General features: G+C 57.5%; 28 protein-coding genes. 18 read left to right on the forward strand and 10 right to left on the reverse strand.

Annotation, left to right across the window (positions count from 1 at the left end):
• The first annotated feature begins 4 nt into the window (after positions 1-4).
• From argC to RA27_RS04620, 7 genes are all read left to right on the forward strand, one after another.
• Positions 5-1,033: an N-acetyl-gamma-glutamyl-phosphate reductase gene (argC, locus tag RA27_RS04590; protein WP_039535368.1), complete on the forward strand. Its 1,029-nt coding sequence runs from the start codon at positions 5-7 to the stop codon at positions 1,031-1,033.
• Between the two features lie 7 nt (positions 1,034-1,040).
• Positions 1,041-1,487: a cytochrome c maturation protein CcmE gene (gene ccmE / locus RA27_RS04595; RefSeq protein ID WP_039535369.1), complete on the forward strand. Its 447-nt coding sequence runs from the start codon at positions 1,041-1,043 to the stop codon at positions 1,485-1,487.
• Between the two features lie 147 nt (positions 1,488-1,634).
• Complete coding sequence (locus tag RA27_RS04600) at positions 1,635-2,246, forward strand: holin-associated N-acetylmuramidase (protein WP_039535371.1); 612 nt, start codon at positions 1,635-1,637, stop codon at positions 2,244-2,246.
• Positions 2,237-2,815, forward strand: a complete 579-nt coding sequence (locus RA27_RS04605) for a holin family protein (protein WP_039535373.1) — start codon at positions 2,237-2,239, stop codon at positions 2,813-2,815. Before RA27_RS04600 ends, RA27_RS04605 begins: the two co-directional genes overlap by 10 nt.
• A gap of 74 nt (positions 2,816-2,889) precedes the next feature.
• On the forward strand, positions 2,890-4,854 hold the full coding sequence (locus RA27_RS04610) for a heme lyase CcmF/NrfE family subunit (protein ID WP_039536978.1): 1,965 nt from the start codon (positions 2,890-2,892) through the stop codon (positions 4,852-4,854).
• On the forward strand, positions 4,851-5,306 hold the full coding sequence (locus RA27_RS04615; RefSeq protein WP_039535375.1) for a cytochrome c-type biogenesis protein: 456 nt from the start codon (positions 4,851-4,853) through the stop codon (positions 5,304-5,306). Before RA27_RS04610 ends, RA27_RS04615 begins: the two co-directional genes overlap by 4 nt.
• Positions 5,307-5,379: 73 nt before the next feature.
• Entirely contained in the window at positions 5,380-6,156 is a 777-nt protein-coding gene (locus RA27_RS04620; protein WP_039535377.1) for an enoyl-CoA hydratase-related protein, read from the forward strand.
• A gap of 8 nt (positions 6,157-6,164) precedes the next feature.
• On the opposite strand, the gene bmt is transcribed toward RA27_RS04620, so the two are convergent.
• Both bmt and RA27_RS04630 read right to left on the reverse strand, forming a co-directional pair.
• Positions 6,165-7,178, reverse strand: a complete 1,014-nt coding sequence (bmt, locus tag RA27_RS04625) for a betaine--homocysteine S-methyltransferase (protein ID WP_039535378.1) — start codon at positions 7,176-7,178, stop codon at positions 6,165-6,167.
• A 121-nt stretch (positions 7,179-7,299) separates the two neighbouring features.
• Complete coding sequence (locus tag RA27_RS04630; RefSeq protein ID WP_039535380.1) at positions 7,300-7,620, reverse strand: DUF1476 domain-containing protein; 321 nt, start codon at positions 7,618-7,620, stop codon at positions 7,300-7,302.
• A gap of 187 nt (positions 7,621-7,807) precedes the next feature.
• On the opposite strand from RA27_RS04630, the gene purC reads away from it, so the two are divergent.
• From purC to RA27_RS04660, 6 genes are all read left to right on the forward strand, one after another.
• The gene (purC, locus tag RA27_RS04635; RefSeq protein ID WP_039535382.1) at positions 7,808-8,563 is read left to right on the forward strand and encodes a phosphoribosylaminoimidazolesuccinocarboxamide synthase; all 756 of its coding nucleotides are present in this window, start codon (positions 7,808-7,810) and stop codon (positions 8,561-8,563) included.
• Between the two features lie 101 nt (positions 8,564-8,664).
• Complete coding sequence (purS, locus tag RA27_RS04640) at positions 8,665-8,895, forward strand: phosphoribosylformylglycinamidine synthase subunit PurS (protein ID WP_010439914.1); 231 nt, start codon at positions 8,665-8,667, stop codon at positions 8,893-8,895.
• Between the two features lie 26 nt (positions 8,896-8,921).
• Positions 8,922-9,590 carry a phosphoribosylformylglycinamidine synthase subunit PurQ gene (gene purQ, locus RA27_RS04645; RefSeq protein WP_039535384.1) on the forward strand — a complete coding sequence of 223 codons (669 nt, stop codon included), beginning with the start codon at positions 8,922-8,924 and terminating at the stop codon, positions 9,588-9,590.
• Between the two features lie 96 nt (positions 9,591-9,686).
• Complete coding sequence (locus RA27_RS04650; protein ID WP_152610667.1) at positions 9,687-11,405, forward strand: ATP-binding protein; 1,719 nt, start codon at positions 9,687-9,689, stop codon at positions 11,403-11,405.
• Positions 11,406-11,416: 11 nt separating this feature from the next.
• Entirely contained in the window at positions 11,417-12,751 is a 1,335-nt protein-coding gene (locus RA27_RS04655) for a sigma-54 dependent transcriptional regulator (protein WP_039535388.1), read from the forward strand.
• A 510-nt stretch (positions 12,752-13,261) separates the two neighbouring features.
• On the forward strand, positions 13,262-16,030 hold the full coding sequence (locus RA27_RS04660; protein WP_039535390.1) for a ribonuclease E/G: 2,769 nt from the start codon (positions 13,262-13,264) through the stop codon (positions 16,028-16,030).
• Between the two features lie 52 nt (positions 16,031-16,082).
• Here RA27_RS04660 and RA27_RS04665 read toward each other — a convergent pair whose 3' ends face one another.
• The gene (locus tag RA27_RS04665) at positions 16,083-16,316 is read right to left on the reverse strand and encodes a sulfurtransferase TusA family protein (RefSeq protein ID WP_039535392.1); all 234 of its coding nucleotides are present in this window, start codon (positions 16,314-16,316) and stop codon (positions 16,083-16,085) included.
• A 105-nt stretch (positions 16,317-16,421) separates the two neighbouring features.
• Between RA27_RS04665 and RA27_RS04670 the strand changes: the two genes are divergently transcribed.
• From RA27_RS04670 to RA27_RS04685, 4 genes are all read left to right on the forward strand, one after another.
• Positions 16,422-17,174 carry a cytochrome c biogenesis protein CcdA gene (locus RA27_RS04670; RefSeq protein WP_039535395.1) on the forward strand — a complete coding sequence of 251 codons (753 nt, stop codon included), beginning with the start codon at positions 16,422-16,424 and terminating at the stop codon, positions 17,172-17,174.
• Between the two features lie 87 nt (positions 17,175-17,261).
• On the forward strand, positions 17,262-18,476 hold the full coding sequence (locus RA27_RS04675) for a hypothetical protein (protein WP_039535397.1): 1,215 nt from the start codon (positions 17,262-17,264) through the stop codon (positions 18,474-18,476).
• Positions 18,473-19,822, forward strand: coding sequence for a cytochrome P450 (locus RA27_RS04680; protein ID WP_039535399.1), 1,350 nt, complete (start codon positions 18,473-18,475; stop codon positions 19,820-19,822). Before RA27_RS04675 ends, RA27_RS04680 begins: the two co-directional genes overlap by 4 nt.
• Before the next feature lie 72 nt (positions 19,823-19,894).
• On the forward strand, positions 19,895-20,776 hold the full coding sequence (locus RA27_RS04685; RefSeq protein ID WP_039535401.1) for a fructose bisphosphate aldolase: 882 nt from the start codon (positions 19,895-19,897) through the stop codon (positions 20,774-20,776).
• A gap of 11 nt (positions 20,777-20,787) precedes the next feature.
• Here RA27_RS04685 and RA27_RS04690 read toward each other — a convergent pair whose 3' ends face one another.
• From RA27_RS04690 to fumC, 4 genes are read right to left on the reverse strand one after another with little or no spacing between them, the layout of a single operon-like run.
• A complete protein-coding gene (locus tag RA27_RS04690) occupies positions 20,788-21,390 on the reverse strand; it encodes a DNA-3-methyladenine glycosylase I (RefSeq protein WP_039535403.1) in 603 nt (200 codons plus the stop codon).
• A 59-nt stretch (positions 21,391-21,449) separates the two neighbouring features.
• On the reverse strand, positions 21,450-21,671 hold the full coding sequence (locus tag RA27_RS04695; RefSeq protein WP_039535405.1) for a ribbon-helix-helix domain-containing protein: 222 nt from the start codon (positions 21,669-21,671) through the stop codon (positions 21,450-21,452).
• Complete coding sequence (locus RA27_RS04700; RefSeq protein ID WP_039535406.1) at positions 21,668-21,844, reverse strand: DUF4169 family protein; 177 nt, start codon at positions 21,842-21,844, stop codon at positions 21,668-21,670. Before RA27_RS04700 ends, RA27_RS04695 begins: the two co-directional genes overlap by 4 nt.
• The gene (gene fumC / locus RA27_RS04705) at positions 21,844-23,241 is read right to left on the reverse strand and encodes a class II fumarate hydratase (RefSeq protein WP_039535407.1); all 1,398 of its coding nucleotides are present in this window, start codon (positions 23,239-23,241) and stop codon (positions 21,844-21,846) included. Before fumC ends, RA27_RS04700 begins: the two co-directional genes overlap by 1 nt.
• A 206-nt stretch (positions 23,242-23,447) precedes the next feature.
• On the opposite strand from fumC, the gene RA27_RS04710 reads away from it, so the two are divergent.
• Entirely contained in the window at positions 23,448-24,011 is a 564-nt protein-coding gene (locus RA27_RS04710) for a hypothetical protein (RefSeq protein WP_039535408.1), read from the forward strand.
• Positions 24,012-24,039: 28 nt separating this feature from the next.
• Here RA27_RS04710 and RA27_RS04715 read toward each other — a convergent pair whose 3' ends face one another.
• From RA27_RS04715 to RA27_RS04725, 3 genes are all read right to left on the reverse strand, one after another.
• Positions 24,040-24,507 carry a ClpXP protease specificity-enhancing factor SspB gene (locus RA27_RS04715; RefSeq protein WP_039535410.1) on the reverse strand — a complete coding sequence of 156 codons (468 nt, stop codon included), beginning with the start codon at positions 24,505-24,507 and terminating at the stop codon, positions 24,040-24,042.
• A 76-nt stretch (positions 24,508-24,583) separates the two neighbouring features.
• Positions 24,584-25,834 carry a chromate efflux transporter gene (chrA, locus tag RA27_RS04720; RefSeq protein ID WP_039535412.1) on the reverse strand — a complete coding sequence of 417 codons (1,251 nt, stop codon included), beginning with the start codon at positions 25,832-25,834 and terminating at the stop codon, positions 24,584-24,586.
• On the reverse strand, positions 25,831-26,646 hold the full coding sequence (locus RA27_RS04725; RefSeq protein ID WP_039535413.1) for a sulfurtransferase/chromate resistance protein: 816 nt from the start codon (positions 26,644-26,646) through the stop codon (positions 25,831-25,833). Before RA27_RS04725 ends, chrA begins: the two co-directional genes overlap by 4 nt.
• Positions 26,647-26,687 lie beyond the last annotated feature (41 nt).

The raw sequence follows: 26,687 nt of genomic DNA on the forward strand, positions 1-26,687 counted from the left end.
TGACATGACCCATAAAATCGCAATTCTGGGTGCGTCCGGCTATACCGGTGCCGAACTCGTACGGCTGATCGCCGGGCATCCGAATATGGAAGTCAAAGCTCTGGCCGCCGAGCGCAAGGCCGGGCAGACCATGGCGCAGGTGTTCCCGCATCTGCGTCATCTGGATTTGCCCGTTCTCTGCAAGATATCCGAGATTGACTTTTCGCAGATCGATCTGTGCTTCTGCGCCTTGCCGCACAAGACCAGCCAGGAAGTCATACGCGATCTGCCAAATACCCTGAAAATCGTCGACCTGTCGGCGGATTTCCGGCTGCGTGACGGCGATGAATACGAGAAATGGTACGGTAACCCACATGCCGCTCTTGGGCATCAGGAAGAGGCCGTTTATGGCCTGTCGGAGTTTTACCGTGATGAGATCCGCTCGGCTCGGTTGGTCGCCGGGACCGGGTGCAATGCAGCGACCGGGCAGTATGTACTGCGGCCGCTTATCACTGCTGGTGTCATTGATCTGGATGACATCATTCTCGATCTGAAATGCGCGGTTTCGGGCGCAGGTCGGGCGCTTAAAGAGAACCTGCTGCATGCAGAACTCAGCGAAGGGTCGAACGCATATGCCGTCGGCGGGGCACACCGGCATCTGGGCGAGTTCGATCAGGAATTCTCGGCACTGGCCGGGCGGACCGTGCATGTGCAGTTCACGCCACATCTGATCCCCGCGAACCGGGGTATTCTGGCGACCACCTACGTGAAGGGAGACCCGCAGAGTGTCTATGAGACCCTGCAATCCGCCTATGAAGCAGAGCCCTTCATCGAGATGCTGCCCTTCGGAGAAACGCCTTCCACCCACCATGTGCGGGGATCGAATTTCTGCCATATCGGCGTGGCGGGCGACCGGATCGAACGCCGCGCAATTGTTGTGGCAGCACTGGATAATCTGACAAAAGGTAGCAGTGGGCAAGCCTTGCAGAACGCCAACCTGATGTTAGGTGAGGATGAAACCCAGGGGCTGATGATGGCCCCTCTGTTCCCGTGAGGACGGTATGAAAACGCTCAAGAAACGTCGTCGAGTTCAGGTCATCGTGCTTGCTGCGGTGGCCCTTGCGTTGTCGACGGCATTTATCGGTGTGGCATTGAAAGATGGCATCAACTACTTTCGCTCACCCAGTCAGGTGATTGCCGAACCGCCGAAACCGGCTGAGGTGTTCCGCATCGGAGGGTTGGTAGAAGAAGGCTCGATCATTCGCGGTCAGGGTGAGACGGTGTATTTTGTCGTCACTGATGGCGGTGAGAGCGTGAAGGTCGCTTTTACCGGTGTTCTGCCTGATCTGTTCTCGGAGAACCAAGGCATGGTTGGCACCGGAAGTTATGTGAATGGCGTCTTTGAAGCCACTGAAATCCTTGCGAAACATGACGAGACCTATATGCCGAAAGAGGTTGTGGATGCGCTGAAAGAGCAAGGCGTCTACAAGGACGGCAGCGATAGCTGAATGCAGCTTTGCTGCATGCCTCCGGCGGAGGTATTTTGAACAGAAGAAGGGGGCGTTGCGCGCAAGAGGCGGGCAGCGCTCTTTGTTTTGTCTGGGTATTAACGCCATTCCCCGACCGTTTGCCTGAGCAAGGCGAAGGTGGCGAACATGCAGACGGTGCGGCAGATTGCAGAAGATATCATAGGCCGGGAAGGCGGTTTTGTGGATGACCCGGACGATCCGGGCGGGGCGACCAAATACGGGGTGACGATCCATACGATGCGCCGGTTGGGCCTCGATCTGGATCGTGATGGCCTGGTGACGCGGCGCGACGTGCGAGCGTTGAGCAAAGTGCAAGCTGCCGAAATTTTTCTTGAGCATTATTTCGAAAAGCCGGGTATCGGGCAGTTGCCGGATGCTCTACAGGCGTCGGTTTTCGATATGTACGTGAATGCAGGGGCGCAAGCCGCGAAGATTTTGCAGAACCTGCTGCGCCAGATGGGGTTTGAGGTTGATGTAGATGGCGTGATCGGCCCTCAGACTGCGCGTGCGAGCAAGCTTGCTGCCGAGCCCAAACCGTTGGCCCTGAGGGATGCGTATGGCGTCGCCAGGCGCAACTATTATTTCCGCCTGGCGGACAGCAGGGCGCCGTTGCGTAAGTATGCAAGGACGCGCGTGGGCGGAAAGGGAGGGTGGATCAAGCGCGCTGAGGAGTTTCTTTCACCGATCTACCACCTGTCGGATGCAGACTTTCAGAAAAGGATCTCGGCATGGGGTTGATATCAGGGTTCTTGAGCTTGCTGTTTGGCAACGGTCGTAATGTGGTTCGTGAAACCACGGAGGTCTTTCGTGAGAATGCCGAGAAGGGGGCCGAGCGCGCCCTGACCCTGCGCGGCGCAGCCATGGCGCAGTTCGGGGCAGAGTTTCAGACCCCCGCCAAAGGAGGTTTCGATCGCTTTATGGACGGGCTGAATCGTTTGCCGCGTCCGGCGCTTGCGCTTGGCACGTTGGGCTTGTTTCTTGCCGCGATGATTGATCCGCTTTGGTTCGCTGCCCGGATGCAGGGCATCGCGCTTGTACCCGAGCCGCTGTGGTGGCTGCTTGGTGTGATCGTGTCATTTTACTTTGGCGCGCGGCATCAGATCAAAGCGCAGGATTTTCAGCGCGAGATCAGTGCAACGGTGCTGCGGGCACCGGAAGTTTTGGCCAATCTTGAGACAATCCGTGACCTGCAGGATGACCGCCCGGGCATCGCTGATACCGGGTCGGATGCGACCCTGAGCGAGTCCGCTTTTCAGGCTGATGCCAATCCCGCGCTCGAAGACTGGCGGCGCCTGCGCGCAACCTGAGGCGCGACACTATGGTCCGCGCGGTTTGACGAATGTCAATGGAACATGCTGTGCCGCCGCAGTATAAGCGGGCCATGATTACAGAGCTCGGCCATTTCGCACTGATCCTAGCCTTCCTGGTCGCCATCGTACAAACCGTGGTGCCACTGATTGGGGCTGCAAACAGATGGAACGGATGGATGGTTTTTGCCGAACCGGCAGCCATCACTCAGTTCATTCTGACGGCATTTTCCTTCGGAGCGCTGGTGTGGGCTTTTATGGCTTCGGACTTCTCGTTGCGGATCGTGGTTGAAAACAGTCACTCTGCCAAGCCGATGCTCTACAAGATCAGCGGAACTTGGGGCAACCACGAAGGCTCGATGCTGCTATGGGTGCTCATCGTCACCATTTTCGGGGCTATGGCCGCAGTTTTCGGTGGCGGATTGCCCCCGACGTTGAAGGCACGGGTTCTGTCGGTGCAGGCGGCCATCGCTGTGGCGTTCTTTGCGTTCATTCTGTTCACATCGAACCCGTTCGACCGCCTGCCGGTGCCGCCATTTGACGGTCGGGACCTGAACCCTTTGTTGCAGGACCCGGGTTTGGCGTTTCACCCGCCGTTTCTGTATCTGGGCTATGTCGGCCTGAGCATGGCTTTCAGCTTTGCCGTGGCGGCCCTGATCGAAGGCCGGGTGGATGCGGCATGGGGCCGTTGGGTGCGTCCCTGGACGCTTGCGGCGTGGATATTCCTGACCATCGGTATCGCACTGGGGTCGTGGTGGGCCTATTACGAACTGGGCTGGGGAGGCTTCTGGTTCTGGGACCCGGTTGAAAACGCTTCGTTCATGCCGTGGCTATTGGCAGCAGCCCTGCTGCATTCGGCCATTGTGGTGGAAAAGCGCGAAGCTTTGAAAAGCTGGACCATTCTGCTGGCGATCATCGCCTTTGGCTTCTCGCTGATTGGCACGTTTATTGTGCGCTCGGGGCTGCTGACCTCGGTTCATGCCTTCGCAAATGATCCAGAGCGGGGGGTGTTTATCCTGTTCATTCTGGTGATCTTCATCGGTGGTGCGCTGACGCTGTTTGCTGCGCGTGCTCAGGCGATGGAGGCAAAGGGTGTATTTGGAATGGTCAGCCGGGAAAGCGCGCTGATTCTGAACAATATCCTGCTGGCCGTCAGTTGTTTCGTCGTGTTTTTTGGCACGCTGTGGCCCATGGTGGCCGAGATGGCATTTGACCGGAAACTCTCGGTCGGAGCGCCATTCTTTAATGCTGCTTTCACGCCATTCATGATTGCCTTGGGGATCGTGCTGCCTGTTGGCGCTATGCTGCCTTGGAAGCGGGGCAGGTTGGGACGCGCGGCGTGGTCGCTGCGCTATGCATTTGTGCTGGCTGTTGCGCTGGCGATTCTGGTCTGGGTTATGCAGACCGGGCGCAGCGCTTTGGGGCCGGTGGGACTTTTTCTTGGCGCGTGGATTACCTTCGGAGCCATCGTCGACCTCTGGAGCCGCACAGGTCGCAAAGGCAATCTGGCCCGCCTGTTCCGTCTGCCGGGGGCGGACTGGGGCAAGGCCGTGGCGCATACCGGTTTGGGTGTCACGATGTTCGCCATCGCCGGGCTGACCGCGTGGGAGGTCGAAGATATCCGGGTCGCGCAACCCGGTCAGCCCTTTGAGGTCGGGCAGTTTACGTTAACCCTTCAGGACGTGCGCCGGGTTCAGGGGCCAAACTATTTCTCGACCATGGCAGACGTGATCGTTGAAAAGAATGGCCGGCAGATCACGACGCTCCACCCCGAAAAACGCGACTACCCAGTGGCGCGGATGCCCACGACCGAAGCGGCGATTGATTATCGGTTCCTGCGCGACCTGTATGTCGTGATCGGAGATCAGCAGGCGGATGGCGGTTGGGTGATGCGGACCTACATCAAGCCTCTGGCCAACTGGATTTGGGGTGGGTGTATCCTGATGGCTTTGGGAGGTGTGCTCAGCCTGTCGGATCGCCGCTTCCGTGTGGCCGCCGGGGCGCGGAAAACACCCACTAGCGGAGTACCGGCCGAATGAAGCGCCTGATTATGATTTTGCTGTTGATCGCATCGCCGGTCGTGGCTGTTCAACCGGATGAAGTGCTGGATGACCCGGCGCTTGAGGCGCGGGCGCGCGAAATCAGCACCGGCCTGCGCTGCCTTGTCTGCCGCAACGAGAGTATTGATGAAAGCAATGCCGAGCTTGCGCGAGATCTGCGTATCCTGCTGCGAGAACGTCTTGTGGCAGGCGATACCGATCAGGAAGCTGTAGAGTTCATCGTTGATCGATATGGCGAATATGTCCTGCTTAAACCAACCACAACCGGCACCAATCTGATGCTGTGGCTGGCGGGGCCGATCATGTTGCTGATCGCGGCGGGCATGGGCTGGAGCTTTTTGCGAAAGCGCTCACAGCATCAACAAGCGGCGCATACTGATGCGCTGACCGAGGAAGAACAGGAACGCTTGCGCCAAATCCTGAAAGACTGACGCGCGGTTCTGCTTTTCCTTTTTCCACATTTGCGTCAGGGTTTTGCAGAACGCTGCGCAGGTGAGGTTTTAAATGGAATACGAAGCGGTCCTTCTGGATATAACCGATGATTTGGCGGTTCTGACGTTGAACCGGCCAGACAAGATGAATGCGCTGACGACGCAGATGCGGGCCGAGATCACCTATGCGATGAAAGACGCCGCGCAACATGCACGCGCGATTGTCCTGACAGGGGCTGGACCTGCCTTCTGTTCCGGGCAGGATCTGGGTGATGCGTCGAGTACCGGAAAAATCGATCTCGAACGCGCGCTGCGGGACGAATATGAACCGATGCTCGAGGCTGTCTATGATTGCCCCGTGCCGACCATCGCGGCGGTTAACGGGCCGGCAGCGGGGGCAGGGGCCAACCTCGCGCTCTGTGCCGATGTGGTGATCGCAACCGAGAGCGCCTATTTCCTGCAGGCCTTTGCCCGGATTGGATTGCTGCCCGATGCCGGTGGCACCTGGTTCATGCCGCGTCAGATGGGATTCGCCAAGGCGATGGGGGCAGCGTTGTTTGCGGACAAGATCAGCGCGCGTCAGGCGGACGAGTGGGGGTTGATCTGGGAAGCAATCTCTGACGATCAGTTTGACGCGCATTGGCGCAAGCGGGCCGCCTATCTGGCTAAAGGGCCAACCGCCGGGTTCCGGGCGATCAAACAGGCGATCCGCGGGTCCTATGACAAAACGCTGCCTCAGCAGCTTGCAGCCGAGGCGCATTTGCAGGGCGAATGCGGACGCACCAGAGATTTTGCAGAGGGTGTGGTGGCCTTCCTCGAAAAGCGCCCTGCGAAATTCGAAGGGCGCTAGACGTTCGATCAGGCCCGGCGGCGACGGCGTGTGCGCCGTTCGGGCATGGCCTCGTCGCCAGTGCCGTCCGAGGCCGAGGTAAACGGGCCAAGTGCGGATGTGATCTGATCCAGAGTCGGGCGTTCTCCGCGGGGGGCAGCGTCCAGGGCCTCGCGCATCTTACGTAGATGCGCAGGCATGGTGCCGCAGCACCCGCCGATGATTGTTGCACCCGCGTCCCGGGCCATGGAGGCGTATTGTCCCATCAACTCGGGTGTGCCGTCATAATGGATATGCCCATCCACATATTTTGGGATACCTGCGTTGCCCTTGGAAATCAGAGGTCGTTCACTGCCCTGAGCGGCGAAACCAAGAACGGTACGCAGGATGTCGGATGCGCCTGTGCCACAATTGGCGCCAAAGGCGACAGGTGGATTTGGCAGAGTTTCCACGATTATTGCCAGATCGGAGGATGTAACCCCCATCATGGTCCGGCCAGCCGTGTCAAAGCTCATGGTGCCACACCATGGCATATCGGCCAGGGCGAACGCCTCGGCAGCAGCCCGGAATTCTTCCGGGGCACTAATGGTTTCAAGCCACAGCACATCTGCGCCTCCGGCTTTCAATGCCTCAGCCTGTTCATGAAACATCTCGACGGCTTCTGTGTGTGACAGGCTGCCGACGGGTTCCATGATCTCGCCGGTTGGGCCAACCGAGCCCGCGACGATAACCGGACGACCAGCCTTGTCAGCGACCTCGCGACCAAGCTCGGCACCAATGCGGTTCAGTTCGCTCACGCGGTTCTGGGCGTCGTGCAGTTTCAGACGTGCAGAAGTTCCGCCAAACGTGTTGGTCAGAAACAGATCGCTGCCGGCATCGACCGACCCCTGATACAACGCGCGAATCTTGTCGGGCGCATCGACATTCCACAATTCCGGCGCGTCACCGGATTGCAGGCCCATGTTGAACAGGTTGGTCCCGGTCGCACCATCCGCAAGAATGACGTCTACGGTTTCCAGAAGGGTGCTGAGCGCATTTGTCATTGGAGTATTCCAACATTTGGGCCACAGCCCGTAAAAATATGAGACGCCCCGTGTCTCATGACCGGGGCGTCAAATCAAATTCATAAAACTCATGAAGATCATGAGTTTTGTCTTGTCGATATTAGACTTCTGTCTCTGCCATCACTTGTTCTTTGGCTTCGACAAGCAATTCGACCATCTTTTCACGGATCTTGGCTTCATCCGCCAAGTCTCCGAGATAACCTTTGACCGCCTCGACAACATCATCTTCGCTGACGTTTTGAAGATCCGTATGAACCAGCTCTTGTCCGTATTTCCGTGCTTGTTCTACGGTCTCGCCTTTCAGCGTCGAGGCCCAGACGGCCATAAACCGGTTGCGGCGCATCCGAGCGATGAACTGCATCTTTTCGTCATGAGCGAATTTGTTTTCAAACGCGGCTTCACGTTCGTCGAATGTGGTCATTGGTTGGGGACCCCTTGGGTTAAACGTTCTTTCCTGATGATATGACCATACGATGCCCTGTACGCAAGGTATTTGCGCTGCGTCAAAGCCTCTCGGGGTTGCGAACTTGCGGGAAAGCGGGGCTTGCACTATGAGGGCGCCAACGTGAAGGGACTCATTCCCTTTCCCCAGACTGGAAAGGTCGCTCATGGCGCGTCGCAAGAAGATTTACGAAGGTAAAGCCAAGATCCTGTATGAAGGCCCCGAGCCAGGCACCATCGTGCAGTATTTCAAGGACGACGCCACCGCGTTCAACGCCGAGAAAAAAGATGTGATCGACGGAAAGGGCGTTCTTAACAACCGTCTGAGTGAATTCTTCATGACTGGTCTGGCCCAGATCGGGGTGCCAACGCACTTCATCCGCCGTCTCAACATGCGCGAGCAGTTGGTTCGGAATTGTGAAATCATTCCGCTGGAAGTGATCGTTCGCAACTATGCCGCCGGATCGATGTCCAAGCGCCTTGGTATCGCGGAGGGGACTCAGCTGCCGCGTCCGATCGTTGAATATTGCTACAAGGACGATGCGCTGGGTGATCCGCTGGTGACGGAAGAGCACATTGCAGCCTTTGGCTGGGCAAGTCAGCAGGATATGGACGATATCCTCAGCCTGGCGCTGCGTGTGAACGATTTCATGAGCGGCGTGATGCTGGCCGTCGGTATCCGTCTCGTCGATTTCAAGATTGAGATTGGGCGCGTATTCGAAGGCGATTTCCAGCGTCTGATCGTGGCCGATGAAATCAGCCCCGATAGTTGCCGTCTGTGGGATATCGAAACCGGTCAGAAGCTGGACAAGGATGTGTTCCGTCGCGATCTGGGTAGCCTGACGGATGCCTATTCGGAGGTCGCGCGTCGTCTTGGCGTCCTGCCCAAAAGCAATGTAACCAAGCCAACGCTGATCAACTGATCTTGTCCTATATCGACAGGGTTGTCCGATAAGCCCAAGCGGGATATCCCGCGCGCAATGAAACGGATCGCAGAACGGTCCACCAGTGGAGTTTTCGAGAAATGAAGGCACGTGTGCATGTGATGCTCAAGAATGGGGTTCTTGACCCTCAGGGCGAGGCTGTGCGTCACGCATTGGGTGCGATGGGCTTTGATCAGGTCGAAGGCGTGCGCCAAGGCAAGGTGATCGATCTGGAACTGGCGGACGGCGCGACCGAAGCGGATGTAACCAAGATGTGCGAAAAGCTGTTGGCCAACACGGTCATCGAACGCTTTGAGATCGAACTGCTCTGAGTTTTTCCGACCTAGGAGGGTCCGCCATGCGCGCAGCCGTCATCGTTTTCCCCGGTTCCAACTGTGATCGGGACCTTGCCGTCGCCTTCGAGCAGGCCGGTTTTTCCGTCGATATGGTCTGGCACAAGGATGCCACGCTGCCTGAGGGTATCGATATCGTCGGTGTTCCGGGTGGGTTCTCCTACGGTGATTATCTCCGCTGCGGCGCGATTGCTGCCCAATCCCCAATCTGCAAAGCACTTGCTGCGCATACCGAGCGTGGTGGTTACGCCGTTGGTATCTGCAACGGATTTCAGGTTCTGACCGAAACCGGAATTCTGCCCGGCGCGCTGTTGCGTAATGCCGGTCTGAAATACATCTGCAAAACGATCGGCCTGAAGGTCGAAACCAGCGACAGCGCCTTTACTGAAGGGTACAATGCCGGGGATGTGATCGATATCCCGATTGCACATCACGATGGCAATTATTTCGCTGATGATGAGACCTTGGCCGAGTTGAAGGATCAGGATCGCGTTGCCTTCACCTACGCCGAGAATCCCAACGGTTCGCGCGACGATATCGCTGGCATTTTATCACACAACCGCCGCGTGTTAGGCATGATGCCCCACCCCGAGCGGGCGGCGGATTCAGGCCACGGAGGCACTGATGGGACGGCGCTCTTCCGCGCATTGGCCGGGGTGCTGGCGCCAGCGTGACTTGAGGTCATCAGCCCGGACGCGTAGCGTCGGGGCATGAGTGCGGAAGATCAATCAGACAGCAACGGGTTTCTGAGCCGATTGCGCGGGGCGCCGATGGGTTGGCGCCTGCGTCTGGCTATATTTCTGCTGCTGATTGCGACCGTCGCGACGGTTTGGATAACCAACAGCCTGCTGACCAGCCGGTTTACCGAGTCCACGAGAAACCGGGCCGAGCTGCGCTTAGCTCTGTATTCAGGCAACCTACTGAGTGAGTTGCGTCGGAATGCCATTGTCCCGCAGTTGCTCGCGCGCGATCCCACGCTGATTTCGGCATTGCAATCCAGCGATTACACGCTTTCAACTCAGCGGTTGATCTCGTTTGTCGAAGAGATCGGCGCCGCCTCACTGGTCCTTTTGGATCGTGACGGACGAACAGTTGCTGCAACTGATCGTAACCGGCTGGGCGAGGGCCATCGAAGCACGCCCTACTTCATCGACGCGATGCGTTCGAACGCGACGATTTTTTCCGTGATTCCACGAGAATCGGGCGGTTACAGCTTTGTTTACTCGCGACGGATCGAGGCCAATGCCGAGATTCTCGGGGTTATTGTGGTCGAGGTCGATCTGCAGAAGTTTGAACGCGCCTGGGCCGGAATCTCGGACGCGGTGATGGTGACGGACAGCACAGGTACGATAATCCTTTCGACCGAGCCGCGATGGCTTGGACTGGACGAAAGCAGTGCGATCCTGCGCCAGCCGCCTCAGGGCGCGATCCAGCGTGCCATCCGCGCTACAACGGACTGGAACGCGCTTCCCCCCGATGCCTACCTGCAGGGCGAGGCGGTGATGCGGATGGAAACGCGCATACCTTTCCGCGGCTGGCAAATGACGTCGTTTACCACCTATTCTTCGATCCGGGAGAAAGTGAACAGCGTACTTGCGCTTGAGATCATGGCGTTTGCGATTCTTCTGGCGCTGGCGTTCTATGCGCTCAGCCGCAGGGCCACGTCGCGCATGACATTGTTCCAGCGCGAGTCGGCGGAGCTTCGCGCATTGAACGCAAGGCTGCAGCGGGAAATTGCTGAGCGGGAACGGGTTGAAAAGACGCTGGAAGTTGCCGAGCAGACCCTTGCGCAAAGCTCGAAACTGGCGGCGCTCGGAGAGATGTCTGCCGCCGTCAGTCACGAGTTGAACCAGCCGCTGGCGGCGATGAAAACCTACCTCGCCGGTGCACGTCTTCTGCTGCGCCGCAACCGGCCGGAAGAAGCTTTGGCGAGCTTTGGTCGTATCGATGGCCTGATCGAGCGTATGGGCGCGATCACGCGTCAGCTGAAATCGTATGCCCGCAAGGGCGCAGACGCGTTTTCCCCTGTAAATCTTGGCGAAGCGTTGGCCTCATCCTTGTCGATGATGGAACCTCAGCTTCGTCAACGTCATGTCAAAATTACGCAGATTCTGCCCGAAGAACCTGTTATAGTGATGGGAGATCGGATGCGAATTGAACAGGTTATGGTCAATCTCTTGCGCAATGCGCTGGATGCCACCAAATCTGTGGACGAGCCCGATGTCGAAATCATCCTGGCCGCCGGCGATACGGCAGTTCTTACCGTGCGGGACAATGGCCATGGGATTGAGGATATCGAAAACCTGTTTGAGCCGTTCTACACGACCAAGCGCCCGGGGGATGGTGTTGGTCTGGGGCTTGCCATCTCGTCCGGGATCGTGAACGACCATGGCGGACGGCTTACCGCGCGCAACGGCCAGCAAGGTGGTGCGGTGTTCGAGATGCAATTGCCCATTTTGGGAAGCGACGGCCTTGAGGCCGCAGAGTAAAAGGGAAGACTATGGCACAGGCCATGAAGATCGCCATCGTGGACGACGAACAGGATATGCGCCAGTCGATCAGCCAATGGCTTGCGCTGTCCGGCTACGATACCGAGACCTTTTCGAGCGCCGAGGATGCGCTCAAGGTGCTTGGGCCGGATTATCCGGGCATTGTTATCTCTGACATCAAAATGCCGGGTATGGACGGAATTCAGTTGTTGAAAAAGCTGATGGGGGCCGACAGCACGTTGCCCGTGATCATGATCACCGGACATGGAGATGTGCCCATGGCGGTTGAGGCCATGCGGGTTGGTGCGTTTGATTTCCTCGAAAAGCCTTTCAATCCGGATCGGATGTCCGAACTCGCCAAGCGCGCAAGCAATGCGCGTCGGCTGACGTTGGACAACCGTGCTTTGCGCCGCGAGCTTTCGGGTGGCACCCAGATCATGAACAAACTGATCGGTGCAAGCCCCGTTATGGAGCGTTTGCGTGAGGATATTCTGGATCTGGGGCAGGCGGATGGCCATGTACTGATCGATGGTGAGACCGGCACCGGCAAGACACTCGTCGCTCATGCATTGCACGCTGTTGGCAGTCGGGCGGGCAAGAAATTTGTTTTGGTCTCCTGCGCCGCGCTCGAGGAAGAAACACTGTCCAAGCGGTTGTTTGGACCAATGCTGCCGGAAGATACACAACTGCCCGCGATTGAAGAGGCGCGCGGCGGGACGCTGGTTTTGGAGGATGTCGAAGCTCTGAGCGACACGCTACAGGCCCGCCTTCTGAGCGTGATGAATGAACAGGGCACTCCGGCGGAAACGCGGATCGTCGCGATTTCGAACCTGCAGGAGGCGGGGAAGACCTCGGAAGACGTTCTGCGGCCCGATCTGTTCTATCGATTGGCGGCGTTGCGTATCACCATGCCGCCGCTGCGTCAGAGAGGCGAAGACATTTTGACGCTGTTCACACGCCTCAGCGAGCAGTTTGCCGAGGAATACGGCTGCGATGCGCCTCAGGTCAGCGCGCAAGAAGCAGCACAACTGTTGCAAGCGCCTTGGCCCGGCAACGTGCGGCAACTGATCAATATCGCCGAGCGTGCAGTGCTGCAATCGCGGCGGGGCTCGGGGACGATTGCGTCGCTGCTCATGTCGGACCACGAAGAGATGCAGCCTGTCATGACCACCGAGGGCAAGCCGTTGAAAGAATATGTCGAGGCGTTCGAACGGATGCTGATCGACAACACGATGCGCCGTCACAAGGGATCAATCGCCTCGGTGATGGACGAGCTGTGCCTGCCGCGCCGGACGCTGAATGAGAAGATGGCGAAATATGGCCTGCAGCGGTCGGACTATTTATGAGGAGCGTGAGGGGGTCAGCCCCCTCTTGAGCCGTTGGCTCAATTCACCCCCGAGGTATTTTTGAACAGAAGAAGCTGATTGGCCCATCTCGGGGACCGGAATGCAGTTTGCCCATTGTCTTTTCCACAGGACTGCTTTTATTGTGTTCGAACGGGCCGGGCATTTTCAAGCCCAGAAGTCCCGAATCTTTGAGTTTCGCTGCTGATCTGATGCTGAGGATCATCCCCATGCGGTTCAGCAGACCGATTATGCCTCGACTGGGGCAACTGAGCACCTGAACCCGTTCTGACGGGTGAAAGGAATAAATGGGCAGGTGGCGGCCCTATCCCGCGCCTGTCGGAGAAGAACCGCGATGACGCGCGCGCAACGATTGAGTGAACGGGCAGGGGGCCACAGCGCCGGACCCTGCCGCGCGCCGTCAGATATCGCCCTGACAAGACACCATCCCAAAAGCGCCTGTCCGCCCGGACGGGTCAGGACAACGCGTTTGGCGCGGTGCACCAAGGACACATGGCTAAGAAAATGCTTATCGATGCCACCCACGCGGAGGAAACCCGCGTTGTGGTGGTCGACGGAAACAAGGTTGAGGAATTTGACTTTGAATCCGAAAACAAACGCCAGCTTGCTGGCAACATCTATCTGGCAAAAGTAACACGGGTCGAGCCCTCGCTGCAGGCGGCGTTTGTGGACTATGGCGGAAACCGGCACGGGTTTCTGGCGTTTTCTGAGATTCATCCCGACTATTATCAGATCCCCGTCGCCGACCGCGAGGCGCTGATGGAAGAGGAGCGCGCCTATGCCGAAGCTATGCGCGCGCGCGATGAAGCGGATGAAGCAAAACCGAAGAAACGGCGTTCACGGTCGCGCAGTAAAGCTGCAGATGTAAAAACGGATGATCCGGTTGAAACACTGGATGTCTCATCCGAACCTACCGGCATGGAAACCATCGACTTGGATGATGGCGATGAAGCCGTCGATATGTCGGTGCCTGAAGGCACCTCTCCGATGGAGACGGTGGCGGATACACCCGTTGAAGAACCGGAAGACAAGAACGCTTCTGAGGAGGCCGTAGAGCCGGACGAGGTAAGCGCAACCGATCAAGCTGAAGAGCCGGTTGTTGAAACCGTAGAATCGGAAGAAAGCGCAAGCACCGAAGAAGCGGCCGAGCAAAGCCCTGCAGATGCACCCGCTGAAGCAGCAGAGGACAGCCCAGAGCAGGAAAACCCCGAGGTTGAGGCTGAACCAGATGCAGAGGTTGATGGCGACGACACCGAAAACGGTGACGAGAAAGCCGATGCAACCGCAAAAGATGATTCCATCGAATCTGTGGCGGATGAAGACGACAGCGAAGATATTCGCCCGCCACGCAAGCCGCGTCCGCGCCGGTACAAAATTCAGGAAGTCATCAAGGTTCGCCAGGTTCTGCTGGTCCAAGTCGTCAAGGAAGAGCGTGGCAACAAGGGCGCTGCTCTGACAACCTATCTGTCGCTGGCCGGTCGCTATTGTGTACTAATGCCCAACACAGCGCGTGGCGGTGGTATCAGCCGTAAGATCACCAATGCGGCAGATCGGAAAAAGCTGAAAGACATCGCCTCTGAAATCGATGTGCCGACTGGCGCTGGACTAATCGTGCGCACGGCGGGGGCCAAACGCACCAAATCCGAGATCAAGCGAGACTACGAATACCTGCAACGCCTGTGGGAGCAAATTCGCGAGCTAACTCTGCAATCCATCGCACCCGCCAAGATCTATGAAGAAGGCGACCTGATCAAACGCTCGATCCGTGACTTGTACAATCGCGATATCGACGAGGTTCTGGTTGAAGGCGAAGGCGGATACCGCATCGCCAAGGATTTCATGAAGATGATCATGCCGTCCCACGCCAAAAACGTGAAACGGTATGAAGACGCGCTGCCACTGTTCGCGCGTTATCAGGTCGAGAGCTATCTGGCGGGGATGTTCAACCCGACGGTGCAGTTGAAGTCTGGCGGGTACATCGTGATCGGTGTGACCGAAGCCCTTGTGGCGATCGACGTGAACTCAGGTCGGGCGACCAAAGAAGGCTCGATCGAAGAAACGGCTCTGAAGACCAACTTGGAGGCCGCCGAAGAGGTGGCACGTCAGTTGCGATTGCGCGATTTGGCTGGTCTGATCGTGATCGACTTCATCGATATGGACGAGCGCAAGAACAATTCGGCTGTTGAAAAACGACTGAAAGATAAGTTGAAAACGGATCGCGCCCGTATTCAGGTGGGTCGTATTTCGGGTTTTGGCCTGTTGGAGATGAGTCGCCAGCGCCTGCGCCCAGGCATGATCGAAGCGACGACCCAGCCATGTCCGGCCTGTCATGGCACCGGTCTGATACGATCGGATGACAACATGGCGCTGTCGATCCTGCGCCAGATCGAAGAGGAAGGCACCCGCCGCCGTTCGCGCGAGGTTCTGGTGCGCTGCCCGGTCAGTATTGCCAACTTCCTGATGAACCAGAAGCGCGAACATATTGCCCAGATCGAGGCGCGGTATGGCCTTTCGGTCCGCATCGAAGGCGATGTGCATCTGGTCAGCCCCGATTTCTCGATGGAGAAGTTCAAGACCGCCAGCCGTGTTGTTCCCGAGGCAACCGCACCGGTGGTGTCGGTGGATGCATCCTTGATGGATATGATTGACGCCACGGATGAGGATGAGAGCGAAGAAGACGCTCCGGTTCAGGCCGAGGAAGAGACCAAGCCCAAGCGCAAGCGGCGTCGGCGCCGGCGTAAGAAGGGTTCGGGCAACGGTGATGCGCCTGATGCGAATGTGGACGAGGCAGATGCTCCGACCGCCGTCGAGGCTGCCGAAGCCGATACTGGCGAAGCCGAGCAAACAGAAGCCGAACCTGACGCCGAGGAGGCCGAGAAAGCGGCCAAACCTAAGAAACGTCGGGCACCGCGTCGTCGTAAGAAAGATGTCGAGGCCGAGACACCTGCGGAAGACGAAAAGCCTGCCGAAGAAACGGTCAATGCCGAGTCGGTCGATGCCGACACCGTGACAGATGAATCTGAGCAGGCCGCTGAGCCTCAGGCGCCTGAAGCGACGCCAGAGCCTGAGACAGCGGAAGCTGCGGAAGAGGCTGTGGTCGTGGAAGCAGAAGCGCCGATCGTGGAGGAGCCGCCGGAGGACGCAAAACCCGAACCGGAGGCGGTTGAAGCGCCTGAACCCGTTCTGGAAGCCGTCGCGGAAGAACCGGAGCCGGCACCCGCCAAGCCAAAGCGGCGAGGTTGGTGGTCATTGGGACAGTGATAAAGAGGCGGGCCATCTGGTCCGCCTTTTTTTGCTTGGATCAGCAGTATCGCTAACCGGATTTGCGGATCAGATACACCTGATAATCATCGACGCTGCCCTGCGACACCAGCGTGTGACCGGCTTCGGTACAGAAATGTGGCACGTCGATAATCGCGGCCGGATCGTCGGCCAATACGCGCAGCAAACCACCCGCGGGTATGGATTTCAGCCGTTTGCGCGCTTTCAGGACTGGCAGGGGGCACAGCAATCCCAGCGCGTCCAGTGTTTCTGTGTCGTCTGTCATCCGGTTGAGATATTTCCAACAAGCGATGCTGTCCAGCGTGCAACCACGAGGATGTGACCGAATGGCCCCGTGACGAAGGCCACGCGATATCATATGTGCTGTCTCATGTTCGGAATTGAGATCATCGACGCAGGGCTGCTGCCCGCCATGTTTGTCGCCATGCTTGGGGGGCTGATCAGCTTTCTGTCACCCTGCGTGTTGCCAATTGTGCCACCATATCTCGCGTATATGAGCGGTGTGACCATCAACGAGATGCAGGACGAAGCGCAAGCACGGCGCAAGGCGACCCTGTCCGCTCTGTTCTTCGTTCTGGGGCTGTCGACCGTGTTCCTGCTGCTGGGTTTCACAGCATCGGCGTTTGGGGCTTTTGTCCTGAAGAATCAGGAACTTTTCGCCAAACTGTCTGGCGCTGTCGTTATCGTATTTGGTCTGCATTTCCTGAACGTATTCCGCATCCCTCTGCTGGACCGAGAGGCGCGTGTTGATGCGGGCGAATCCAGTGGATCTGTATTCGGGGCCTATATACTTGGACTGGCATTTGCCTTCGGCTGGACCCCGTGTATCGGGCCGCAACTGGGGGCGATCCTGTCGCTGGCAGCGTCCGAGGCTTCGGTCGCACGGGGGACCTTGCTGTTGGGCGTCTATGCTGCAGGGCTGGGTATCCCATTCTTGCTGGCCGCGATGTTCCTGAACCGGTCGATGGCGGTGATGAACCGGATCAAGCCACATATGGGCATGATCGAAAAGGTGATGGGCGGGCTGCTGTTATTTGTCGGTATCATGCTCGTCACCGGGTTGTTCACCGAATTCAGCTGGTGGCTGCTCGAGACGTTCCCGGCTCTGGCAAACCTGGGTTAACCCTCTGGCATTAAACATGGATGAGCGAACGGCGGGTCTTACCTTGGCCGTTTCGCTACGCTAATCTGTGGGGCAGAGGGTCGGACAATGAGCAGTCAGCAATCTCATCCGCAGGTGCGCAGGCGCCGGGTGTTCTATATCCCCGGCTATGACCCGATTCATCCACGCCGTTATCGTGAACTCTACCGCAAGGAAGGGCGTGTTCAGTCGGCGATCTCAGGGTATAAGATTGATATCAGTGCCAAGTCAGGCGAGGGGCCGTATGGCTGGCACGTGGCCTCTCAGCAGGATGGTGCGGATGTTGAGACGGATATCGAGGTACTGGTCTGGTCCGACATCGTGCGCGACAGTATGGCTCAATCGATTCCAGCGACGTATCTGCAACTGGCCCGAACGGCCTGGACCTATGTCGCTACAGGTACGCTCTGGCGGCTGACGCAGTTGCGCAAAGGGCCGGTGATTGCGGCGCTGTACCCGGTTGGCATGTTGCTGTTGCAACTTGCGGTATCACTGCTGTTCGCCTGGGGTTTGGTCGCCTTGTTGCAACCGTTTGCCGGGTGGTGGGTGCTGCTACCCGCAGCGGGGCTGGCTTATGCACTGATGCACTGCTTCCGAAAGCTGGATAACCGGTTGTTCGCTTATTACCTGATGCACGATTATGCCCATTCTGCACGGCTGAAGGGTGAGTACTCGCCTGACCTGAAAGCCAGGCTGAAGCAGTTTGCCAACCTGATTGACGAAGCACTGGAACCAGATGCCGATGAGGTGCTGGTCGTCGGCCACAGCTCTGGTGCCCATCTGGGTGTGTCCGTTCTGGCAGAGCTGCTGCGACGCAGGCAGGGCGACATGCAACGGCCTGTCCTGTCTTTTCTGACACTGGGGCAGGTGGTTCCCATGGTGTCGTTCCTGCCGCAGGCGCATGGTTTACGCGCGGATCTCAAGTATCTATCGGAGTGCGCGGACATTACCTGGGTCGATGTCTCGGCGCCGGGCGATGGCTGCGCGTTTGCGCTGTGCGACCCGGTCGCGGTCAGTGGTGTTGCAAGCCCCGAAAAACGCTGGCCTCTGGTTCTTTCTGCGGCTTTTACCCAGACCCTCTCATCCGAACGATGGAAGCAATTGAGGTGGCGGTTCTTTCGTCTGCATTTCCAGTATCTTTGCGCTTTCGATCAACCCGGCGAATACGATTATTTTCGCATCACAGCGGGCCCCGAAACGTTGATGCAACGATTTGGGGATCGCACGCCTTCGCGTTCACGTATTGAACGGGCTGTATCGAAATACATTACGGTGGCCGCATGAGACCGCCGAAACCAGTGGCACGCCCCGACAAGGTTTCTCTGAGGCGGTATTTACGTCTGTTTCGGCAGGATCTGTTATCGGCACAACCGCAGCGCCTGTACCGGGCGTGGATGGCCGAATTCCGAACACCGTTCTTTCGGTCGTATCTGATCAACCAACCCGATTTGATCCGCACGGTTCTGAAAGAGCGCCCCGATGCATTCCCCAAATCGGGCCGCATCAGCGAAGGCCTACGGCCATTGCTTGGCCAGTCGGTGTTTCTGACCAATGGTGCGGTCTGGAAACGGCAGCGGCGGATCATCGACCCGGCCTTTGAAGGCGGACGGCTGAGGGATACATTCCCGGCGATGGTTGACGCAGCTCAGGCCTGTGTGGATCGGCTTGGGGCGCGGGTCGGACAAGAGCTGGAATGTGAAGAAGTCACCAGTCACGCCGCGGCAGATGTTATCTTCAGGACCTTGTTTTCGGTCCCGATTGAACATGAGGTCGCGGCGCAGGTATTCGATAAATTCCGCGCCTATCAACGTGAACAGCCGTTGCTGAACTTGGCCGCCTTTGTGCCGGTTCCAAACTGGGTGCCGCGCTTTCATTCCCGCAAAACACGCCAAACCGCCCGCCAGATCAGACGCCTGATCGGCCGACTGACAGCAGAGCGCGCCGCGGCAATCAAAACCGGGACAGCACCCGATGATCTGGCCACCAAGATCATGACCACGCCGGACCCGGAAACCGGAGAATGCTTCGATACACAGGAAATGGTGGATCAGGTCGCTATTTTCTTTCTGGCAGGGCACGAGACCAGCGCATCAGCCCTGGCTTGGACACTGTACCTGATGGCTTTGTATCCGGACTGGCAGGAGAAACTGGCGGAAGAGGCTCGGCCTCTGGACGTTTCCGATTTCTCGTCCATGCCCCGATTGAAGCTCAGCCGCGACGTTTTTCGTGAAGCGCTGCGCCTGTATCCTCCGGTTCCGATGATGGTGCGTGAAGCGACGTGCCCCGAACGGTTCCGCGACAGAAATGTTTCTCAGGGCTCTCAAATCGTTGTCAGTCCATGGCACTTGCATCGCCACGAACGGCTTTGGGACAATCCGGACGATTTCGATCCCACGCGGTGGTCTACCGAGAACGGTAAGAAATGCCAGCGCGAGGCTTATATTCCATTCTCGGCGGGCCCTCGGGTCTGCACGGGTGCGGGGTTCGCGATGGTTGAGGGGCCTCTGATCCTGTCGATGTTGCTGTGCCGATATCGTTTCGAAACAATCGAGGGAAAAACCCCGGTACCGGTCGCACATCTGACGGTCAGATCAAAAGACGGAATATGGTTGCGCTTGGTTGAGCGCTAACAAACTACCATCGCTCGGCGGCTTGCTGTATGCGGTTGGAAAATGCGGAATCATATTGAACGGGACTGAGTTATGTCGAAAACAGAACAGCGCGCGCAGATGTCCGAAGGCGCAGGATTTATCGCAGCACTGGACCAAAGCGGCGGTTCAACCCCTAAAGCGCTGGCTTTGTATGGCGTTGAAGCTTCGGATTACGCTTCCGACGAAGAGATGTTCGGCGAAATCCAGAAGATGCGTGCCCGGATTATTCTGGCCGATGATTTCACCAAGGAGAAGGTGATTGGCGCGATCCTGTTTGAACGGACACTTGGTGAGGACATCGACGGCAAGAAGGTTGCGGATTACCTCTGGTCCGTCAAAGGGATCGTTCCGTTTCTGAAGATCGACAAAGGGCTTGAGGATCAGTCTAACGGCGTTCAGATGATGAAACCGATCCCGGGATTGGCTGAAACGCTGTCCAAAGCAGATGGCGTTTTCGGAACTAAGGAGCGTTCGGTCATTCACGAAGCCAACGCGCAGGGTATCGCTGACGTTGTCGCGCAACAGTTTGACGTCGCGCGTGTGGTCACCGATGCGGGCATGGTGCCGATCGTTGAGCCCGAGGTGAATATCCATTCGGAAACCAAAGCCGAAGCCGAAGATATTCTGAAAACAGAAATCCTGAAAAACCTCGATCAACTCTCCGAGGGTCAGGAAATCATGCTGAAGCTGACGATCCCGAGCCAGGCCAACCTGTATGACGAACTGGCTGATCATCCGCGTGTACTTCGCGTGGTCGCGCTGTCCGGCGGGTACTCGACCGAGCAGGCTTGTGATCTGCTGGGTCAGAACGGCAAGATGATCGCGTCTTTCTCACGCGCTTTGACCGAGGGGCTGTCCAAGCAGCAATCCGATGCGGACTTCAACGCGGCGCTCGGCAGCAATATCGACAATATTTACCGCGCCTCGATCTGATCGCAGCGACCTTATTCGGGTTTGATGAAATCGCGGCGCAACTGCGCCGCTTTTTCGCGCATGACACATCCTTTGGCGTGATCATTGATCAGACCCATGGCCTGCATGAACGCAAAGACCGTCGTGGGGCCAACAAATTTCCAGCCCCGTTTCTTCAGGTCCTTTGACATCGCTATGGATTGTGCTGAGGTGGATGCGGTTTGAGGGGCTGCAGGCGGTTCTGCCTCATATCTCCAGACATAGGCGGCCAGAGATCCTTCGGCGGCGACCAATTCCTGCATACGACGCGCGTTGTTGACTACAGCCTCGATTTTGCCGCGGTGGCGGACGATCCCCTGGTCTCCCATAAGCCGTTCTATATCGACATCAGAAAACTCTGCCACCTTGTTGAAATCAAAATCACAAAACGCACTCCTGAAATTCTCGCGTTTGGATAAGATGGTTCGCCAACTCAGACCTGACTGAAAGCTTTCGAGGCACAGTTTCTCAAAAAGACGGCGATCATCTGCAACAGGATATCCCCATTCATTGTCATGATATTCAAAGAATTCCGGAGCCGCTTTACACCATGCGCAGCGCGGCTGCCCATCCGGGCCTGATACAGTATCGCTCATAAATGTACACCTTTTGTTCCAGTTTAGCATAAGCGACGCGATCAGCTTGAATCAAGGGATCAATCTGCGTGACGATACCAATCCAGAATAAACACACGAATGGCCGAAGCCAGCCCGGTTTCCGGATCACGATCTGCATCAATCTGCGCCGCCAACACATTGATCGGAAGGCTTTTTAGTCGCGCGATTTCGCGGAAGGCCTGCCAGAATTCATCTTCCAGAGAAACGGAAGTCCGATGTCCCTGCAAAGTCAAAGAGCGTTTGATCGGCCGACCCGTCATTCTTCGACCTTGTGACCGTCAAGATCGCGGCTCTGTTTGTCTTGTTTTAGCTTAACAACTGTTTTGTGAGCCTTCGACTGCCCAAATTTAGCAGCGTTAGCATCAGCGCGGGCTTTTTTCTCAGCCCGCGCTTTGTCCTTTCGGAACCGGTTCAGATTGACCGGTTTACCCATTATCGCGCCTTTGGCCCGATCATATGGTCCGGCCGCACGACGGCGTCGAACGTTTCTTCATCCACGAAACCGAGCGCGATCGCTTCTTCTTTCAGGGTCGTGCCGTTCTTATGCGCTGTTTTGGCGACAGTGGTAGCATTGTCATACCCGATGGTCGGCGCCAGTGCGGTCACAAGCATCAGCGATTCCATCATCAGCTTTTCGATACGCGGCTCGTTGGCCTTGATTCCCAGAAGCATACGTTCGGTAAAGCTGTCGGTCGCATCGCCCAGCAACTGTATCGACTGCAGCAGATTGTAGGACATCATCGGGTTGTAGACGTTCAACTGAAAATGCCCCTGAGACCCAGCAAACTTGATTGCCGCATCGTTGCCCATCACATGAGCCGCAACCTGAGTCAAAGCTTCGGCCTGTGTCGGGTTCACCTTGCCGGGCATGATCGACGAACCAGGTTCGTTCTCAGGAAGAATAAGCTCACCAAGGCCAGAGCGTGGACCAGAGCCTAGCAGGCGGATATCGTTGGCAATTTTGTAACATGATCCGGCAATCGTAGCGAGCGCGCCGGACAGGAAGACCATTGCGTCATGGGCAGCCAGCGCCTCGAACTTATTGGGGGCCGTGACAAACGGAAGGCCAGTGATCTCGGCCATGTTGGCGGCGACGGCCTTATCCCAGCCGTGATGCGTGTTCAGCCCGGTGCCGACGGCGGTGCCGCCCTGAGCCAGTTCATAAATACCGGGCATCGAGGCTTCGACCCGTGCGATACCCTGACGGATTTGGTGCGCGTAGGCCCCGAATTCCTGTTCCAGCGTCAGGGGTGTTGCATCCTGCGTATGGGTGCGGCCGATCTTGATGATGCCAGCAAATTCTGCCGCTTTCTGTTCTAACGCGTCGGCCAGCTTGTTCAAGCCGGGCAGCAGCACGTCGCGAACACTGATCGCAGTGGCAATGTGCATCGCGGTGGGGAATGTATCGTTTGACGACTGGCCCATGTTACAATGATCGTTCGGATGCACCGGGTCTTTCGAGCCGATCACACCACCCAGAATCTCGATGGCGCGGTTCGCGATCACTTCGTTCGAGTTCATGTTCGACTGGGTACCAGATCCGGTCTGCCAGACGACCAGAGGGAAGTTGTCATCGAACTTACCCTCAATGACTTCACCAGCCGCCTGAATGATGGCATCCGCGATCTTGGCGTCCAACTTGCCGACCGCCTTGTTTTCCATCGCACAGGCTTTCTTGATCACGCCCAGCGCACGTACGATGGCGACTGGCTGTTTTTCCCAGCCGATGGGAAAGTTCATGATCGAGCGTTGCGTTTGTGCGCCCCAATACTTGTCGGCGGGCACCTCAAGCGGGCCAAAGCTGTCGGATTCGGTGCGGGTTCGGGACATCGGTCACTCCGTCTGGTATGCAGTCGTATGCCGTTTACCCGCAGCAAGGCTGTGGCGCAATCGGCCAGTTGCGCGCACCTTAAACGGGGGCCAGTCAAAGGTATAGACGATGCGCCGCCGTAAATAATTTCCGTTAGCGAAAACAGTGCCATTGTACGTCGGCGGGCTAAAGTTAAGATGAAGGAACAACGGTGACGGAGGCAGCCATGCGCATGACGATTCTGAAAAGACCCTTGTGTGCGATCGCGTTTGCGTTCGCCGCAAGCATTTGGTTGGCAACGTTTGCAGGGAATGCAACGGCGTCCGGTATTCAGCCCTTTGTTGGGGACTATACCGGATCGGCTGACGTTGTTGACGTGGACGGAACCGCGACCCCCCGGGATATGAGTGTTTCGATCCACGAAATCAAAGGCGGTTTCAATGTCAGCTGGACAACAACAACTTACAAGGGTGACGGGCGCGTCAAGGATGAAAAATACTCGGTCGATTTCCAGCAATCGGATCGACCCGATGTTTATTCGGCCGCGATGAAACGCAATGTGTTCGGCCACGAAGTGCAACTTGATCCGATGAAAGGCGAACCGTTCGTCTGGGGACGGATCGAGGGAAAGACGTTAACGGTCTTTTCGCTGTTTATCGCGGAAAACGGGGGATATGAGTTACAGCAGTTCGACCGGACGCTGGCCAAGGGCGGGTTGGAACTGTCCTTCTCTCGATTCCGCAACGGCGACAAATCCAGATCAGTCGAGACCTTCCTGAAGAAGAAGTAAACCCCGCGTTGCGCGGGGTTGGAACCTGTTATTTGCGGAAGCTATCCAGCGAAACAACGTCCGCATCATGATGGGGTTCTGGTTCTTCGACTTCGAGCTCAATCGGGGCTTCTTCGGCCAGTTGATCTTCATCCTCCTCATCCTCGGGGCTTTCAAACCGCAATCCGAACTCGACCGAGGGGTCTACGAAGGTTTTGATCGCCAGATAAGGGATATAGAGCGGCTCGGGTGCGTCGCCGAAGTTCAGGGTAATCGAAAATCCCTCATCTCCGACTTCGAGGTTTTCGAACCAATGCTGCATGACAATCGTCATCTCGCCGGGATATCGCTGCCTCAGCCAATCGGCCAGTTCGACACCCTCATGTCGCGTATCAAAAGTAATGAAGAAATGATGCGCACCGGGCAGACCGGTTTCAGACACGCCGGTCAGGACGGTCTTAATCAGGCCACGCATGGCCGTGTGCATCAGATTCCCGTAGTCGATGTCTTGCGACATGATTGATCCTCGAAAGTGGTTAAGCCCAGCATAAGGCATTCGAACGGAAACGAAAGGCCGTGCTGAGCTGTATTGATTACAAAACCTGTAACCCGATTCCGGCCAGAACCATGACAGCTAATGTGGTCGCTAAACCGGATTTCATACGGAAAATCAACAGGCCTGCAACAAGGGTAAGGCTCAAAGCCCTGATATCCAGAGTCATCAGGTCGGGCAGGGGCAAGGACACAGGGCCCCAGCGCCATCCCGGAAGGCTACCGAACAGGACATTCAGGCCGAACCACACGGACAGGTTGAGAATCACCCCGACCACAGCCGCAGTGATTCCATGCATTGCGGCGCCCAGACGCGGACGAGCGGCGATTCTGTCCAAATGGGGGGCGGCAAGAAAAATCCACAGGAAACAGGGCACGAACGTCGCCCATAGCGCAACCAGCCCTGCCGCCAGCGCAAGCGAGGGACCTCCGGCAATCTGTCCGCTGAGCATGGCAACAAACTGAGTCACCAGAATAAGGGGCCCGGGTGTGGTTTCGGCAAGCCCCAGCGCATCAATCATCTGGTGCGTGCTGATCCATTGATAGGTATCGACGACGGTTTGTGTCATATAGGCCAGCACCGCGTATGCACCACCGAAGGTGACGACGGCCAGACGGGCGAAGAACCACCCCAGATCGCTTAGCAGTTCCTGACCCGTGACATGCAAAAGAACCAGCGGCCCCAGCCAAAGGACCAACCAGAAGGCCGCGGTTCGGATAGGCTTGCTGAGAGTTGGGCTTGGTTGGACGGCTGTCGGCGTGAGGTTTTTCGACGTTGCATATCCCCAGAGTGCGGCGCAGAGGATGATCAGCGGGAAGGGCAGGTTGAATACAAAGATGCCCAAAAAGGCGAGGCCGGCGATCACCCGATGTTCGACATCCGTCAACGCTTTCCGCGACAGGTTCCGCAGAGCTTGCAGGACGATGATGATAACGGTTGCCTTGATGCCTAGAAATCCCGCCTGAACCAGAGGCAGTTCGCCGTACGCGGCATAAAGCGCGACAAGAAGGGCGATCACCAGCGCGCCCGGCAGAACAAACAGGGCTCCGGCAATCAGCCCGCCGGTCACGCCGCGCAACCTCCAACCCGCGTAGGTGGCGAGTTGCATGGCCTCGGGACCTGGCAGCAACATGCACAATGAAAGCGCACGCAGATAGGTTTGCTCGTCCAGCCAGGGGCGCTTTTCGACCAGTTCCTGATGCATCAGTGAAATCTGTGCGGCGGGCCCGCCGAATGACAGCAGGCCAATGCGCCCAAAGACCCTGATAAGCTCGCGGAAAGAAGGCGTCATTGACCGTGACCTGCCGGCCAGTCATGCGTTTCACCCGCCCCATCCCGTGCCCAGCGATAGAGCGCGTCGTAAAGGTGCAGACCGGCCTTCAATTGTTGCTGATCATCCCGATACTGGCGTGACAACCCAACCGACAGGGCCAGCAACCCAGCGGCTTCCGGTGACAGGTCATGTCGATTTGTATCCGCCGCACGAACGATGGTGGCCACGCGATCCAGCGGCTCGGAATGCAGGTTGAATTCGTCCAGCATCGTATCAAAGGTGCATCTGTCGCCGCGATGGCTCCAGTCAGTGCCTTCGACATCAAAAGCTGTGGCACCAAAGTGCCCGGCAACACCCGGAACTTCGGTTGGTGCGACAAAAAGAAACTGTGCGCGGGCGTCGACAAACCTGCGGATCAGCCAGGGGCACGCGATACGGTCGATCTTGGGGCGGTGCCGGGTAACCCAGAGCGTACCGCCGTCGATGATCGCGGGCAGGGCCGAAACCGGAACGCTTGGCGCACCCGGCGTGGCGCGCCAAGCGAGAGTTCCGCCTTCCAGATACTCGGCCCGCGCTCCACCTGTCTGCAGCCAGGAAACGACGCCCTGACTCAGTTTCTTGCCCTTCTGGCAAATCACCACGCATGGCCGATCAGCGATCAGTTTTCGGATGCCGTCGATATCGTCATAGGAATGACGAACCGCAGCCGGGATGAGACAGGGATCATCGTTGAAATCGGCGTCCGTGCGCACGTCGACAAGCACGGGCGCCTGAGGCGTACCAATCAGGCGTAAGAGTTGCCGGGTCGTAATAGCATTGGGGGCAGCCATAGCATGTTTCCTTGTTGCTTTGGATACATGCGAACTTGGGC

It is taken from the genome of Ruegeria sp. ANG-R, from assembly GCF_000813985.1.
Lineage (GTDB): Bacteria > Pseudomonadota > Alphaproteobacteria > Rhodobacterales > Rhodobacteraceae > Ruegeria.

Coding starts and splice junctions, on each gene's coding strand:
- RA27_RS04620 (WP_039535377.1), top strand. CDS start 5,380: ATGGAATACGAAGCGGTCCTTCTGGATATAACCGATGATTTGGCGGTT.
- RA27_RS04660 (WP_039535390.1), top strand. CDS start 13,262: ATGGCTAAGAAAATGCTTATCGATGCCACCCACGCGGAGGAAACCCGC.
- RA27_RS04615 (WP_039535375.1), top strand. CDS start 4,851: ATGAAGCGCCTGATTATGATTTTGCTGTTGATCGCATCGCCGGTCGTG.
- purS (WP_010439914.1), top strand. CDS start 8,665: ATGAAGGCACGTGTGCATGTGATGCTCAAGAATGGGGTTCTTGACCCT.
- ccmE (WP_039535369.1), top strand. CDS start 1,041: ATGAAAACGCTCAAGAAACGTCGTCGAGTTCAGGTCATCGTGCTTGCT.
- purC (WP_039535382.1), top strand. CDS start 7,808: ATGGCGCGTCGCAAGAAGATTTACGAAGGTAAAGCCAAGATCCTGTAT.
- RA27_RS04715 (WP_039535410.1), bottom strand. CDS start 24,507: ATGTCGCAAGACATCGACTACGGGAATCTGATGCACACGGCCATGCGT.
- bmt (WP_039535378.1), bottom strand. CDS start 7,178: ATGACAAATGCGCTCAGCACCCTTCTGGAAACCGTAGACGTCATTCTT.
- RA27_RS04650 (WP_152610667.1), top strand. CDS start 9,687: ATGGGTTGGCGCCTGCGTCTGGCTATATTTCTGCTGCTGATTGCGACC.
- RA27_RS04700 (WP_039535406.1), bottom strand. CDS start 21,844: ATGGGTAAACCGGTCAATCTGAACCGGTTCCGAAAGGACAAAGCGCGG.
- RA27_RS04670 (WP_039535395.1), top strand. CDS start 16,422: ATGTTCGGAATTGAGATCATCGACGCAGGGCTGCTGCCCGCCATGTTT.
- purQ (WP_039535384.1), top strand. CDS start 8,922: ATGCGCGCAGCCGTCATCGTTTTCCCCGGTTCCAACTGTGATCGGGAC.
- RA27_RS04600 (WP_039535371.1), top strand. CDS start 1,635: ATGCAGACGGTGCGGCAGATTGCAGAAGATATCATAGGCCGGGAAGGC.
- fumC (WP_039535407.1), bottom strand. CDS start 23,241: ATGTCCCGAACCCGCACCGAATCCGACAGCTTTGGCCCGCTTGAGGTG.
- RA27_RS04680 (WP_039535399.1), top strand. CDS start 18,473: ATGAGACCGCCGAAACCAGTGGCACGCCCCGACAAGGTTTCTCTGAGG.
- RA27_RS04630 (WP_039535380.1), bottom strand. CDS start 7,620: ATGACCACATTCGACGAACGTGAAGCCGCGTTTGAAAACAAATTCGCT.
- RA27_RS04655 (WP_039535388.1), top strand. CDS start 11,417: ATGGCACAGGCCATGAAGATCGCCATCGTGGACGACGAACAGGATATG.
- RA27_RS04690 (WP_039535403.1), bottom strand. CDS start 21,390: ATGAGCGATACTGTATCAGGCCCGGATGGGCAGCCGCGCTGCGCATGG.
- argC (WP_039535368.1), top strand. CDS start 5: ATGACCCATAAAATCGCAATTCTGGGTGCGTCCGGCTATACCGGTGCC.
- RA27_RS04695 (WP_039535405.1), bottom strand. CDS start 21,671: ATGACGGGTCGGCCGATCAAACGCTCTTTGACTTTGCAGGGACATCGG.
- RA27_RS04685 (WP_039535401.1), top strand. CDS start 19,895: ATGTCGAAAACAGAACAGCGCGCGCAGATGTCCGAAGGCGCAGGATTT.
- RA27_RS04610 (WP_039536978.1), top strand. CDS start 2,890: ATGATTACAGAGCTCGGCCATTTCGCACTGATCCTAGCCTTCCTGGTC.
- RA27_RS04725 (WP_039535413.1), bottom strand. CDS start 26,646: ATGGCTGCCCCCAATGCTATTACGACCCGGCAACTCTTACGCCTGATT.
- RA27_RS04675 (WP_039535397.1), top strand. CDS start 17,262: ATGAGCAGTCAGCAATCTCATCCGCAGGTGCGCAGGCGCCGGGTGTTC.
- RA27_RS04605 (WP_039535373.1), top strand. CDS start 2,237: ATGGGGTTGATATCAGGGTTCTTGAGCTTGCTGTTTGGCAACGGTCGT.
- chrA (WP_039535412.1), bottom strand. CDS start 25,834: ATGACGCCTTCTTTCCGCGAGCTTATCAGGGTCTTTGGGCGCATTGGC.
- RA27_RS04665 (WP_039535392.1), bottom strand. CDS start 16,316: ATGACAGACGACACAGAAACACTGGACGCGCTGGGATTGCTGTGCCCC.
- RA27_RS04710 (WP_039535408.1), top strand. CDS start 23,448: ATGCGCATGACGATTCTGAAAAGACCCTTGTGTGCGATCGCGTTTGCG.